Origin of the sequence: Pseudomonas sp. TE3-3-F2023, from assembly GCF_036784815.1 — a bacterium.
GTDB lineage: Bacteria > Pseudomonadota > Gammaproteobacteria > Pseudomonadales > Pseudomonadaceae > Aquipseudomonas > Aquipseudomonas pudica.
In genome coordinates this window covers 2,834,918-2,847,771 of record NZ_CP145113.1, presented here as the reverse complement: position 1 = coordinate 2,847,771, position 12,854 = coordinate 2,834,918, and the positions used below count along the sequence as shown (strand labels likewise).

Here is a 12,854-nt window from a genome sequence, read left to right as displayed (position 1 = left end):
CCATGCTGCTGTTCAGGCGCCTGGAAGGCGCTGCCCGGCAACCGCTGTTGCTGCATGAACTGGAAGCCCGGCTTTCGGCCGATGGCCGGAGCCTGGTGCTGAGCCGCTATCGCGAACGCTTTACCGCCGAAGGCAAGCCTTACCGGCACGAGGCTCACCGCAGCGTACCGATTGCAGCATTGCTGCGCTGGGTGGCGCGGCAGGGTCAATCGTTCTGAAAGGGACTGGCTTCTTGCACCCAGCGCGGGCCCTTGTAGGAGCGGCCTTGTGTCGCGAAAGGGCTGCGAAGCAGCCCCAGAGTTTCAGCGCAGATGCACAAATTGCTGGGGCCGCTTCGCAGCCCTTTCGCGACACAAGGCCGCTCCTACAAGGGATAGTGCATGTTCCTCTGACGAATGTCCGAAACGCGACAGTAGCTGCCTGTTTGGCGTGAGACAGGCAAACCGGGCCCTGGCTACCCTTCTTCGGCAATGCCTTGTTCCCTTTCGCCAGAAGAAGATCGCCCATGACGACCTCCACCGCCTCCATGGCCGCCACCACGCCTGCCGACCAACCCCAGGGCTTTCTGGTCCGCATCGTCGGCGCCGCCGCATTCGCCCACCTGCTCAACGACCTGATCCAGGCCGTGCTGCCATCCATCTACCCGATGCTCAAGAGCGATTTCGCGCTGAGCTTTGCCCAGATCGGCTGGATCGCCCTGATCTACCAGGTGACCGCGTCCCTGCTGCAACCCTGGGTCGGCCTGTACACCGACAAGCACCCGCAACCCTACCTGCTGCCGGCCGGCATGCTGGTGACGCTGGTGGGCATCGCCCTGCTCGCCTTCGCCAGCAGCTATGAAATGCTGCTGGTAGCCGCGGCGGTAGTCGGGGTGGGTTCGGCGACCTTCCACCCCGAAGCCTCGCGAGTGGCCAGGATGGCCTCCGGTGGGCGCTTCGGCACCGCGCAATCGACTTTCCAGGTAGGTGGCAACACCGGCTCGGCCCTCGGCCCGCTGCTGACCGCTGCCATCGTCATTCCACACGGCCAACCGGCCATTGCCTGGTTCATGCTGGCGGCCGCGCTGGCGGTGTTCGTGCTGTTGCGGGTGACCGGCTGGACCATGCGCCACGGCCAGACCCGGCTCAAGACCTTCGCCGGCCAGCAGGCCCCCGGCCTGTCGCGTGGCGCCATGTGGCGCGCCGTGGCGGTGATCGCCGTGCTGATGTTCGCCAAGTTCGTCTACATCGCCTCGTTCACCAACTACTTCACCTTCTACCTGATCGAGCATTTCGGCCTGAGCGTGCAGCACAGCCAGCTGTACCTGTTCGTGTTCCTCGTGGCCGTGGCCCTGGGCACCTTCGCCGGTGGCCCGGTGGGTGACCGTATCGGGCGCAAGGCAGTGATCTGGGTCTCGTTCCTCGGCGTGGCGCCCTTCGCCCTCGCCCTGCCTTACGCCAACCTGGCCTGGACGGCGGTACTGGCGGTGGCCATCGGCCTGGTGATGTCCTCGGCCTTCGCTGCCCTGGTGGTGTATGCCCAGGAGGCCGTGCCGGGCCGGGTCGGCATGGTGTCGGGGGTGATGTTCGGGTTGATGTTCGGTATCAGCGGCATCGGCGCTGCCGGGCTTGGCGAACTGGCCGACCGGCATGGCATCGAGTGGGTGTACCAGATCATCTCGTTCCTGCCGCTGCTGGGGTTGGCCACCGCGCTGCTGCCGGCAACCCGCTCGCAAGCCCGCCCCAGCCGCTGCTGTTAAAGTGGGCATGCCAGGCTGCCCGTACAAGAGGTCGAAATGCTGAAGCCGCAGCACGAATTGCTGGTGGAAGTGGATGAGTGGAGCTGGGAGGTGGGCAGCCGTGCGACGGACTACCCGACCGACTGGTTCATCGAGCCCCACAGCCATGCCAAGCACCAACTGATCTATGCCATAAAAGGCCTGATGATCGTCGAGTCCGGTAACGAACGCTGGACCGTGCCCCCCAGCCGCGGCGTATGGATGCCCTGCGGCCAGGTGCACGCTATACGCTGCGTGGGCGATGTGAAGATGCGCAGTGTGTTCGTGCGCACCGACGCGGCAGTGCAGTTGCCCGTGCAGAGCAAGGCTATCAGCATCTCGCCGTTGCTCAGCGAACTGATCAAGGCTTCCGTAGGCTTTACCGCGCCGTTTGCCGAAGACTCGCGCGAAGCCCGGGTGATGCGCCTGATCCTCGACGAGATCTGCGTGCTGCCGACCATGCCACTGAAGCTGTCGCAGCCCCGCGACAAGCGCCTGCAGGCGATCTGCTCGGCATTGCACCAGCGGCCTGACGATAACGCTACCGTGGCCGACTGGGGCCAGCAGCTTGGGGTGGACGAAAAGACCATCCAACGCCTGTTCCGCAAGGAAACCGGCATGACCTTCGGCCAGTGGCGCCAGCAGGCGCGGCTGATGCAGGCACTGGAGCGGATTGCCCTGGGCGAGCGGATCATCGATGTGGCGGGGACGCTGGGGTATGACAGCCCCAGTGCCTTCGCCAGTATGTTCAAGCGCCAGTTCGGCATCACGCCGAGTCAGTTCTTCAAATAGCCTGTAGGAAACATATGATATCGCCCACGCGTTGCTGATCTCGCACAGCAACCCTGTCAAGCCGTGTACAGTACCCTCACAACAAAGCCCCAGAAGGAGCCCGGTACATGACCGTGACGCTGTCCCCCCTGCAGATCGACTGCGATTTCGACTCCGGCAACATCCAGGTACTGGATGCCAGCAACCCGGCCCGGGTGCACCTGGCCATCCGCCCGGACACCCACAGCGACCACTACCAGTGGTTCCACTTCAAAGTCAGCGGGCTGACGCCGGGCCAGGTCCATCGCTTCAGCCTCGACAACGCCTCCGGCTCTTCCTACAAGAACGCCTGGAGCGGCTACAACGCCGTGGCCTCCTACGACCAGCAAACCTGGTTCCGCGTCCCCAGCCAGTTCGACGGCACGGCGCTGTCGTTCGAGGTGAAGGCCGAACAGCCGCACATCTGGTTCGCCTACTTCGAGCCCTACCCGCGCGCCCGCCACAACCAGTTGATCGAGCGTGCACGGCAACTGCCGGGGGTGGAATTGCTCGCCAGTGGCCGCAGCGTGCAGGGCCGCGACATTCCCCTGCTACGTGCCGGTGATGGTGCCGCAGGCAAGCGCAAGCTGTGGCTGATTGCCCAGCAGCACCCGGGCGAACACATGGCCGAATGGTTCATGGAGGGCGTGATCGACCGCCTGCAGGCCAACGACGCGGTCATACAGCAGTTGCTGGCCAAGGCCGACCTGTACCTGATCCCCAACATGAACCCCGACGGCGCCTTCCTCGGCCACCTGCGCACCAATTTCAAGGGCAAGGACCTCAACCGTGCCTGGCAGGACGCCAGCGTCGAGTTCAGCCCCGAGGTGTTCTTCGCCCAGGCGCAGATGAAGCAATACGGGGTGGATGCGTTCATCGACGTGCATGGCGACGAGGAGATTCCCCACGTGTTCACCGCAGCCTGCGAGGGCAACCCCGGCTACACGCCGCGGCTGGCCAAACTGGAAGAGCAGTTCCGCAGCACCCTGTGCAGCCTGACCCGCGACTTCCAGACCGTGCATGGCTACACCCGCGACGAACCGGGGCAGGCCAACACGACGCTGGCCTGCAATGCGGTGGGGATGGCGCATGACTGCCTGTCGCTGACCCTGGAAATGCCGTTCAAGGACCATGACGACGCGCCGGATGCTGTCACCGGGTGGTCGGGAGCACGCTCGAAAGCGTTGGCCGGGGCGGTGCTGGAGACATTGGCGAAGATGGTTGGCGATTTGCGCTGAGTGAAACGGCCCATCGCCGGCAAGCCGGCTCTCACAGGACTGCACATGACTCATGGAATTAGCAGGCACCCTGTGGGAGCGGCTTTAGCCGCGAACGCCGGCGTAGCCGGTGCCACACACCGCGTTGGATTCTTTGCGGCTAAAGCCGCTCCCACAGGTTACGCGGACCGCCGCCCCCACCAGGTCCCTGCGCTCAGAACTGCACATCCAGAAGCACGCTGTCGGTATAGCTCCCAGCCGGGGGTGTAGCCTGGTCGGTGTAGACCTTGGCGTTGTAGTTGAACACCTGGCTACCGGTGCCGGTACCCGTGCCGGGGTTCACATCGGCATCGGTACTGGCCCGTCGTGCAGCCCCTACCGAACCCCAGCGCACCGCACCGGCGCCCTTGAAAATGTCATAGGCCAGGTAGTTGTTGGCCGCCGACTTCATCCGCCGCCGACCATTGGCCACGTTCTGCCCGTCGTCCAGGCCCACGGTGTAGTTGCTGCCCTTGGTGCACGACACACTCAGGCTCTGGCTTACCGTACCGAACCCCGCCACCACTGGCGCGCTGGCGAAGTTGATACTGGGTGTGGTGATCTGGCAGTCGTTGGTCACCGTCATGCTCACCAGCAGGGTCTTGGTACCGGTGCCCTGGTCTCGCCCTATGCAAAGCCCGCCAACACCAATCCCGTCGCAATAGTCCCAGGTCCACTCGACGGTGAGGGTTTCCTGATACAGCCCCGCCGATACATTGCTGCCTACCTGCGTGCGCATGTAGATGGGCACGTTCTTCGGTGTACCGTTGAGCAACCCGAGCAGGTCGAGGATGCCGGTGGTCCTGAATTCGAAGGCGGTGCCACGGGTAATCGGATAGGTGGTTGTGGCGTCGGCATACAGCGTGTAGGGGATCACATCCCCGGTAGGCCCTACCAGCCCGCTGGTGGTAGAGGTGATCTTGATCTTGAAGGAGTCGGTACTACTGAGCACGCTGATCACCGAGCCGTTGCATTGCAGGCCCGAGTTGGTGCTGGAGGCCGTCTGTACCGTGCTACGTACCTGGGTCGAACTGAGCGAACCAAACGCCGCCGGCGCAGTAACCACCGACGTGCACTTGGCCCAGCCCGAGCCTGCCCACACCAACAAGGCACATGCCCATAAACCACGCCAGCAGGCCTTCATTTGCATACCAACGGGCCGATCAAGGGGATCGAGCCTTGCGACTCAGGCAGGTCGAACGCCACCTGGCACTGCCCGCCGCCTTCCAGCTCCACCTGCAGGCGGTTATGCGGCGCCAGGTTCTCCAGATACACCAGGCCATCCCAGCCGACCACCGCCTGGCTGCCGCTTTCTGCATGGGTGACACGGCTGCCCAGCTTGAGTACCTGCCGGTCGGCGTCCACCAGTTCGATACTGGCCGCCAGCACGCGCCTGAGCGGGAACTCCAGCAAGTAGCCACTGCCCCGGCGTACCGCCACCCGCTGCTCCACTTCCGGTGCGAGGATATCCGGCGGCAAGTCCATGGGGTCGATCTCGTACTTGCCGCGGTAGTAACCGCTGCTGTACGGCACCAGCAGGTGGCCGTCGGCATTGGTGCGGCCGACCTCCTGGTTTTCATAGCGCACCGGCACATCGGCGTAACCACCGGTGCTGACCACCACGAAGGCATCGTCGATGCGGTTGGCAGCGAACAGCCCGGCATCCATCCACACCAGCGAGCCACTGGCGTCGGCCCAGCGGGTCATTTCGCCACTGCTGCCATACACACCGGCCTGCAACTGCACCGACTGCAGGCGCCAGGTGGCATCGGCCTGGCGGTAGGCGTCGCGCTCGCTACCGGCGGCGTAGCCGAGGTTGTAACCGACACCACCACCCACTGGCGTCGCGCGGCTGTAGTTGACCCGCTGCAGGGTTTCGCCTTGCTGGCTGCGTTCCATGCCCAGGGCCAAGGTACCGTGCAGGTCGAACGGGATCACCAGTTGCGCCTGCACCGCCCACCGGCTGTCCCCCACTTCACGGTTGGCCGACAGATACACGCTGCTGTTGCCCCACAGCGGCCTGCTGTAACTCAGGTTGATCAGCCGCGTACGTGTGCCGTCACCGGCGCGTACATCGAAATAGCCGGCGCCGATGTTGCCGTATTCGTTCAGGTTCAGGCTCAACGTGACCTGTTCGCTGCGCTGGCTCAGCTGTATGTCGCGGCTGTCGACCCGGGTCAGATCGGCATAGTCGCCATGGCGTTGCAGGCGCTGGTAGCTGAAACCGATGCGCTGGCTGTTGTACTGGTAGCCGAGGGCGACCTGGTGACCCTTGTCGCCGTCGAACCGGCTCTGCGCCAGGGCCGCGTTGAGCACGCCGAAGTTGCCCAGCCGCATGTTGCCGCCCAGACCGCCCAGCATCAGCGATTCGGCGCTTTCGGCATGGGTCTCCAGGGTGAAGAGGTCGCTGACCCCGTAGCGCAGGCTGGCCGAGGCAATCCCGGGGCCGTAGGCAAAATCGCGTACCCCGTAGTCACGGCGCAGGCTGCCGGCCGCTACCGAATAGTCTGTCAGGCCCTGCTGCAGCAGGCTGCTGGTGACGTAGAACGGCAAGGTGGTCGACACCTGCCGGCCAAGGGCGTCGGTGGTGACCACCACCGCCTCCCCGGCGCCGTTGATGAACGGCACGTTGGTCAACGTGTAGGGGCCCGGCTGCAATTCGCTGGTGCTGGACTTGTAGCCATTGATGAACAGGTCCAGCGAAGTCGGTACCGCCGCTTCACCGGAGAACGCCGGCAGCGGATAGGTGACCAGGTCGGGGCGCGCAGCGAAATCGCGCGATACCTGCAGGCCGCCAACCCGCACCGAGCTGGTCCAGGGCAAGGCCCCGGTCACAAGGTCCCCGGCTTCGTAGGTCAGCAGGCGCTGCTCGTCGGTGAAGCGCCAGGTGGTGTCGTAGCGCAAGAAGCCCTGGCGCAGGTCATCGGTCGGCGCACCATTGAACGACTGGCGCCACTGCCCGGTGCTGGAGAACGTACCCCAGCTGTCGAACAGGCGCAGTTCGTTCCAGGCCGCCAGGTAGCTGCCGCCGTCATCGGTGTCGTTCAGGTACAGGTCGTAGTTGAACAAGGCGCCGAAACTGCTGCGCGCATCGCTGGCCGGGTACAGGTTGCGGTCGCCCAGCTGCTGGTCGGGCAGCCAGGCCGGCGGCACTTGCAGCAGCAGGCGCTGGTTCTGGCTGTCATAGTCGGCATGCATCCCCCCGATGGCCTCCAGCGCCAACTCGCCCTGCGGGTTGCCCGGCAGCGAGACACCGGCCGCCCGCAACACTTCGCTGTCGATGTACAACTGCCCGGCGCGCTGCTGCACCGGCACCAGCTCAGCCTTGGGCATCTGGTTCACCAGCAGTTCGAGGTACAACGTGGCATCGGCGATGGCGGACAGCTCCGTAGGTGGTGGTGGCAGGTCGTCGCCCAGCACCAGGCCAGGGCCGACCAGGGCAAGCCCCAGGCACCAGCGATGCGTCCTCGCTGTCAGCCACCTCACACACGGTTTCCAACCATTGCCGGGTCCTCCCTGGCCCCTGCGCGGCATTCAGGCGCAGGCTCATTGGCTTTGGCGGATGGCGTCCGCGCTGCTCTGGCCGTTTACCCTCCCTTTCAGCACACTGCCGGCGTTCGGTGCCAACGGTGCCGGCCAGCGCATGCTGGCCCCCGGCAGCACATAACCCAGCAGGCCGTCGGCCAGTGGCTTGCTCTGGCTGCCCTGCTGCACCACCACATCGGTCAGCCGTGCATGCACCGCGCCGGTGTTGCGCAGCTCCACGTACGGCTTGCCCTGCACGGTCACCGCACGCCAGCTGAGTTGCGGCTTGCCGACGCCCTCGGCATTGCGTTTGCCCTCGGGATCGGCTTTGCCCCACAGGCCTTCGCCGTAGACGAACAGGGGTACCGAGTAGCGCATCTGCAGGCGGATCGCCGCGGTAGTGCCGGGCTCGGCCTTGTCGACTGGGATGGCGGGCGGGATTTCGTCGATGATGATGCGATAGGCCTGCTCCTGTCCGACTGGCGAGGGGCTGGTGCGGGTCAGGCGAATCAGTTGCTTCTGCCCGGGGGCGATGTTGGCCACCGGCGGGCTGCCAATGATTTCGCGCTGTGCCTGGTACTGTTCCTGGTAGTCACCCTGGCGCCAGGCGAACACCCGCACCTGCAGGTTGGCCGGTGCGGTACCGCGGTTTTCCAGCCACAGTGCGCCAGCCTTCTGGTCAGCCTCCAGCACCGGGTCGATCGGCCAGATCAGCACCGAGGTGGCCGCCCCGGCTGGCAGGCTCGCCAGCCACAATACTCCGATCAACCCACGCGCCCACTTCGCGCCTGCCCCCATGAAGCTCTCCTTGGATACTGGTCGTTGGTGCCGATGCATTCACCAGGTCACCGTCACTTGCACCACATCGGTGTAGGTCCCTGCCGGCAACGTGCCGGTCAGCTGGACCCGCCCGTACACCGGCAGCTTTATCGCCGTCGGGTCGGTGTAGCTCACGGCCACGCTCTGGCCGATCCCCAGGCTCTGGCTGTATGCCGCGTCCCGGTACAACTGGTAGGCCAGCACCTGTGTGCCGCCCGTGCGCTTGAGGTTGCGTGTGCCACTGGCACTGTTCTGCCCGCCATCAACGCTCATGCTCAACGCCACCCCCGGGGTGCACTGAAAGGTCACCGTGGTGCCGCCCAACGAGGTGTCGAGGGCCCCGGTGGCCAGGGCCGATTGCGAGCCGTAGTCGAGCGTCCCGTAGCTGCTCACGCCGCCCACCACCAGGCACCCGGCGACGATCTGCGCCGTCACCATGAAGCTGCTGGTGGTCGCCGCATCCAGAGGAGCGGCCAGCAGCACGCCGAGGCCACTCAGGCCGCATGCCAGCCAGCTACGCATGGCTCAGAACGACAGTTCGACGGACACTGTGTCGGTGTATACCCCTGCCGGCAGGCCGGCCTTGCCGCGCGCCTGGCCATACAGGTTGACGACCTGTGCCGTACCGCTGCTGGTCGGCAAGGTGATGGTGCCGTTGATGGCCAACACCTGCGTGCGCCCGGCATCGGTATAGAAATCGTACGGCACGAAGTTGCCGGCGCCATCCGCCAGCGCACGGCTGCCCCCGGCCGACTGGCCATCGTGGACGCCTGCCCCCACGCGGATCACCGGTACCGTGCCAGCCGAGCAGAGAATGCTGATCGCCCCTCCGCCGCCGCCGATCACCTGGGCGTCCGCGCTGGTGAACAGGGCATCGCGAGTACCGAAGTCCAGGGCACCGAAGTTCACCCCCGAAGTGCCCGAGCTGCCATTGACCTGGCACGCTGCGGTCAAGGTCAGCTTCGAGTCGATGGTCCCGGTCGTTGCGGCCTGGGCCTGGGAAGCCAGCATCAGCCCAAGGCCGGTGAGGATGCAGCGTGAAAGGTTCGTTCTCATCGAAGTCTCCTTGCGTTGTTACCAGTCCAGGGTCACCCTCAGGGTGTCACGGTAAAGGCCGGCCGGCAGCGCGCGCGGTTGCGCCACTACCACACCGTAGATGGGGATCGGTATCTGCCGGGTACTGCTGATGGTGAAGGCACGTGCCTGGCCGATGCCGTAGCGGCTGTTACCGCCTGGGTCGATCGCCAGTTGATAGGGGATCAGCTCGCGGCCATTGCTCAACCGCCGTATGCCGTCGCTGCCATTCAGGCCGCCGTTGATGCGCACGTTGAACGCACGCACTTCGGGCGTGCAGCTGATCTGCAGGCTACCCTCGCCGCTCACATCATCAACCCGGCTGCGCAGCGGCTGGTCCCAATACGGACCGCGCTCGCCGAAGTCCATCACCCCGGGGTTACCCACCGTCGCCGGTTGCGTCTCGTTGCTGCTGATCTGGCAAGCGGTGCTGATCACCAGCCGCGCCTGGATGAAACCGGTACTGGTGCCATGCGCGGCACCGCCGGGCACCAGCAGCGGGCCGAGGGAAAGCAGCAGGATCGAGGTACGGTTCATGGCGTCGCGTCCTTGTGCATGGTGGCATCCCTACCAGCTGACGGTGACTTTGAGCAGGTCGGCGTACAGGCCTGCAGGTGGTATCCAGGCCAGCTTGTCGATCCGTGCATACAACGGCAGCTCGACCGAACCGCTGTTTGGCACCCGCGCCGAATGCGCCACATTCACCGCCAGCGGTTCGCGCCAGGCAGCATCGCGGTACAGGCGATACGGGATGAGCCGAGCCGTGTCATCGTCACTGGCCAGAAAGCGCAGCTCGCCGACGCCGCCATGCTGGCCGCCGTCGACGCGAACCTGATAGGGGGTGCCGGGGTTGCATTCCAGGCGTGGCGGGCGCCGGCTCAACAGTGCGCCAGTGAGCGGCGCGCCAGGACCATCCAGCCGTGCAGCAGCGCCCAGGCCGATGCTCCCAAGCGCCTGCGCCCCGGCATCGCGGGGCTGGTTGACCAGCATGCAGCCACGCTGCACCAGCACCCGTACCTCCACCAGGAAGTCCGCCGCCATGACACTGCTACTCAACATGAGGCCCAACAGGGCGGCCAGGTAGCGCTCTGTCACCTAATTATCCTTGTCGATGTCTGCTGACCTGAGCGTAGCAGCGGAGTGGCATCACGCTGCTGGCATCGAGCCATTTTTTTGTATTAGCCAAAAAGCGCTACCACCTGAAAAAAAAGCCGCACGACACAGAACGCATCGCCGGCATTCTCCTCAAATGGCCAAAGGCCGTTATCCGGGCCGATATTCTGTTAGGGTGTATCCCTTTCATCCTGCCTAGACTCATGCGGCATGCATGGAAGGACACGACAGGAGCGTTTTCATAGATGATTGCAGACAGCACGCTCACCCAAGCCCTCGAGCGCTGTGCCCAGGAACCGATCCAGCTGCCTGGCAGCATCCAGCCCCACGGCTTCCTGCTGGTGCTGGACGAAACCGAAATGCGCGTACTCCAGGCCAGTGAAAATATCGAGCATTGGCTTGGCATACCGGCCACTGAACTGGCCGGTTGCGACTTCGCCGAACTGGTCAGCGGTGCCTTCGACCTGCGCCTGCACCTGGCCCGCCTGCCAGAGGATGAGATCTTTCCGTTCCACATCAGCGATGTCTTCCTGCGCCAGGGCGCGCCTTACCGCGGCAACCTGCACCTGCTGGTGCATCGCCACGACCAGGTGTTGATCGCCGAATTCGAACCCCCTCGCCTGCCAGCGGATCTTGCCGGGCAAGGCGACTACTACCCACTGGTGCGCAGCTTCGTGGGCCGCCTGCACCAAGCCGGCAGCCTCGAGGAACTGCTGCAGCAAACCGTGCTGCAACTCAAGCGCATCACCGGCTTCGGCCGGGTCAAGGCGTACCGCTTCGATGCCGAAGGCAACGGCCAGGTGCTGGCCGAGGTGGCCGACCCGGGGTACCCGAGCTACCTGGGCCTGTGTTTCCCCGCTTCGGACATACCGCGCCAGGCGCGCGAACTGTACCGAATCAACCGCATCCGCGTGATCGAGGACGCCAACTACCAGGCCTCGCCGTTGCTGCCCGCTGCCAACCCGCGCACCGGCAAGCCGCTGGACCTGAGCTTTGCCGCACTGCGCAGCGTGTCGCCAGTGCACCTGCAGTACATGCGTAACATGGGTACCTTGGCATCGATGTCACTGTCGATCGTGGTCGACGGGCAACTCTGGGGGCTGGTGTCCTGCCACCATGAACAGCCGCGCCCGGTGGACCTGCGCACCCGTACTGCCTGCGAACTGCTGGCCAGTGTGCTGTCGCTGCAGATCGAGTCGCGTGAGTCCCACGCCAACACTCGCCAGTTGCTGGAACTGCGCCAACACATCGTGCGCATGATCTCGTCCATGGCCGACCATGACAGTGTCGGCGACGGCCTGCGCGACTTGCCCGAAGTACTGCTGGCCTTCGCTGGCGCCCAAGGTGCCGCAGTCATTTCCGCCGAGCGTTGCGATCTGATCGGCAAGACCCCTCCGGCCGCGCAGGTAAACGCCTTGGTGCACTGGCTATCCCAGCGTGGTGAAGACAGCGTGTTCCACAGCGACAACCTGCGCCGCGACATTGATGAACTGCCCGAGCTCGCGGCCCATGCCGGCGGTGTGCTGGCAGTGGCCATTTCGCAGATCCACTCGCACTACCTGCTGTGGTTCCGCCCAGAGCAGGTGCGCACGGTGACCTGGGCCGGGCAGCCGAACAAACAGGTCGGGCCACAGGGCAACCTCGACCCGCGGCACAGTTTCGAAAGCTGGCAGGAAAAACTGCGCGGCTACTGCGAACCCTGGCACCCGCTGGTCATCGAAGGCGTGCAAGAGCTGCGCACGGCAGTGCTCGGCATCGTCCTGCGCAAGGCTGAGGAACTGGCCCAGCTGGCCGGCGAGCTGCGCCGCTCGAACAAGGAGCTCGAAGCGTTTTCCTACAGCGTGTCCCATGACCTGCGCGCGCCCCTGCGCCATATTGCCGGTTACTCCGAACTGCTCGGCGAAATAGAGGGCCAGGGCCTCAGCGAGCGTGGCAGGCGTTTTCTGCAACACATCGAGGAAGCCGCGCATTTTGCCGGAAGCCTGGTCGACAACCTGCTCAACTTCTCGCAAATGGGCCGCTCGGCCCTGCGTCTGTCCGAAGTCGACCTCAACGCCCTGGTCGAAGCCATTCGCAGCGAACTTGCGCCCGACTACCAAAACCGCGAAATTGTCTGGGACATCTCCCAGTTGCCCAAGGTGATCGGTGATCCGGCGTTCATCAACATGGCCTTGCACAACCTGCTGGCAAACGCCATCAAATACACACGTGGGCGGACCCCGGCACGCATCGGCATCAGCGCCGTGCAGCACCCGGGCGAAACCGAGATCTGCATTCGCGACAACGGCGTGGGCTTCGACATGGCCTACGCGAACAAACTGTTCGGCGTGTTCCAGCGCCTTCACCGCATGGAAGACTTCGAAGGGACCGGCATCGGCCTGGCCAGTGTCCGTCGTATCATCGAACGCCATGACGGCCGGGTCTGGGCCCACGGCAAGGTTGGCCAGGGAGCCACCTTCCACTTCACCCTCCCGCGCCACCCCGCTAACACCTGAGGCACC

Annotated in this window: 12 protein-coding genes; 5 read left to right on the top strand and 7 right to left on the bottom strand. The window is 64.9% G+C overall.

Annotated elements, in window-relative coordinates:
• The first annotated feature begins 2 nt into the window (after positions 1 to 2).
• The 4 genes from V3314_RS12950 (at position 3) to V3314_RS12935 (ending at position 3,804) form a co-directional block, all read left to right on the top strand.
• Entirely contained in the window at positions 3 to 218 is a 216-nt protein-coding gene (locus V3314_RS12950) for a hypothetical protein (RefSeq protein WP_046615708.1), read from the top strand.
• Positions 219 to 505: 287 nt separating this feature from the next.
• A complete protein-coding gene (locus tag V3314_RS12945) occupies positions 506 to 1,738 on the top strand; it encodes an MFS transporter (protein ID WP_153670979.1) in 1,233 nt (410 codons plus the stop codon).
• A 36-nt stretch (positions 1,739 to 1,774) separates the two neighbouring features.
• Positions 1,775 to 2,548: a helix-turn-helix transcriptional regulator gene (locus V3314_RS12940; RefSeq protein ID WP_085600237.1), complete on the top strand. Its 774-nt coding sequence runs from the start codon at positions 1,775 to 1,777 to the stop codon at positions 2,546 to 2,548.
• A gap of 107 nt (positions 2,549 to 2,655) precedes the next feature.
• The gene (locus tag V3314_RS12935; RefSeq protein ID WP_085600235.1) at positions 2,656 to 3,804 is read left to right on the top strand and encodes a M14-type cytosolic carboxypeptidase; all 1,149 of its coding nucleotides are present in this window, start codon (positions 2,656 to 2,658) and stop codon (positions 3,802 to 3,804) included.
• Positions 3,805 to 3,997: 193 nt separating this feature from the next.
• On the opposite strand, the gene V3314_RS12930 is transcribed toward V3314_RS12935, so the two are convergent.
• The 7 genes from V3314_RS12930 to V3314_RS12900 all read right to left on the bottom strand — a co-directional run bounded on the left by V3314_RS12930 (position 3,998) and on the right by V3314_RS12900 (position 10,335).
• Entirely contained in the window at positions 3,998 to 4,966 is a 969-nt protein-coding gene (locus V3314_RS12930) for a spore coat U domain-containing protein (RefSeq protein ID WP_085600234.1), read from the bottom strand.
• Positions 4,963 to 7,260, bottom strand: coding sequence for a fimbria/pilus outer membrane usher protein (locus tag V3314_RS12925; protein ID WP_338460315.1), 2,298 nt, complete (start codon positions 7,258 to 7,260; stop codon positions 4,963 to 4,965). Before V3314_RS12925 ends, V3314_RS12930 begins: the two co-directional genes overlap by 4 nt.
• Before the next feature lie 108 nt (positions 7,261 to 7,368).
• On the bottom strand, positions 7,369 to 8,145 hold the full coding sequence (locus V3314_RS12920) for a molecular chaperone (protein ID WP_046615713.1): 777 nt from the start codon (positions 8,143 to 8,145) through the stop codon (positions 7,369 to 7,371).
• Positions 8,146 to 8,184: 39 nt separating this feature from the next.
• Positions 8,185 to 8,688 carry a spore coat U domain-containing protein gene (locus tag V3314_RS12915; RefSeq protein ID WP_046615714.1) on the bottom strand — a complete coding sequence of 168 codons (504 nt, stop codon included), beginning with the start codon at positions 8,686 to 8,688 and terminating at the stop codon, positions 8,185 to 8,187.
• Between the two features lie 3 nt (positions 8,689 to 8,691).
• Complete coding sequence (locus V3314_RS12910; protein ID WP_135002270.1) at positions 8,692 to 9,222, bottom strand: spore coat U domain-containing protein; 531 nt, start codon at positions 9,220 to 9,222, stop codon at positions 8,692 to 8,694.
• Positions 9,223 to 9,240: 18 nt separating this feature from the next.
• Positions 9,241 to 9,777 (bottom strand): spore coat U domain-containing protein, encoded by a 537-nt coding sequence (locus V3314_RS12905; protein WP_046615716.1) that lies wholly within the window; start codon positions 9,775 to 9,777, stop codon positions 9,241 to 9,243.
• Positions 9,778 to 9,807: 30 nt separating this feature from the next.
• On the bottom strand, positions 9,808 to 10,335 hold the full coding sequence (locus tag V3314_RS12900; RefSeq protein WP_046615717.1) for a spore coat U domain-containing protein: 528 nt from the start codon (positions 10,333 to 10,335) through the stop codon (positions 9,808 to 9,810).
• 263 nt (positions 10,336 to 10,598) lie between these two features.
• Here V3314_RS12900 and V3314_RS12895 point away from each other — a divergent pair, with 263 nt between their 5' ends.
• Positions 10,599 to 12,848 (top strand): ATP-binding protein, encoded by a 2,250-nt coding sequence (locus V3314_RS12895; RefSeq protein ID WP_338460301.1) that lies wholly within the window; start codon positions 10,599 to 10,601, stop codon positions 12,846 to 12,848.
• Positions 12,849 to 12,854: the final 6 nt, after the last annotated feature.

Excerpts from the sequence above, each read along its gene's own strand:
- V3314_RS12920 (WP_046615713.1), bottom strand. The coding sequence starts at position 8,145 with ATGGGGGCAGGCGCGAAGTGGGCGCGTGGGTTGATCGGAGTATTGTGG.
- V3314_RS12915 (WP_046615714.1), bottom strand. The coding sequence starts at position 8,688 with ATGCGTAGCTGGCTGGCATGCGGCCTGAGTGGCCTCGGCGTGCTGCTG.
- V3314_RS12945 (WP_153670979.1), top strand. The coding sequence starts at position 506 with ATGACGACCTCCACCGCCTCCATGGCCGCCACCACGCCTGCCGACCAA.
- V3314_RS12930 (WP_085600234.1), bottom strand. The coding sequence starts at position 4,966 with ATGAAGGCCTGCTGGCGTGGTTTATGGGCATGTGCCTTGTTGGTGTGG.
- V3314_RS12895 (WP_338460301.1), top strand. The coding sequence starts at position 10,599 with ATGATTGCAGACAGCACGCTCACCCAAGCCCTCGAGCGCTGTGCCCAG.
- V3314_RS12935 (WP_085600235.1), top strand. The coding sequence starts at position 2,656 with ATGACCGTGACGCTGTCCCCCCTGCAGATCGACTGCGATTTCGACTCC.
- V3314_RS12940 (WP_085600237.1), top strand. The coding sequence starts at position 1,775 with ATGCTGAAGCCGCAGCACGAATTGCTGGTGGAAGTGGATGAGTGGAGC.
- V3314_RS12950 (WP_046615708.1), top strand. The coding sequence starts at position 3 with ATGCTGCTGTTCAGGCGCCTGGAAGGCGCTGCCCGGCAACCGCTGTTG.
- V3314_RS12910 (WP_135002270.1), bottom strand. The coding sequence starts at position 9,222 with ATGAGAACGAACCTTTCACGCTGCATCCTCACCGGCCTTGGGCTGATG.
- V3314_RS12905 (WP_046615716.1), bottom strand. The coding sequence starts at position 9,777 with ATGAACCGTACCTCGATCCTGCTGCTTTCCCTCGGCCCGCTGCTGGTG.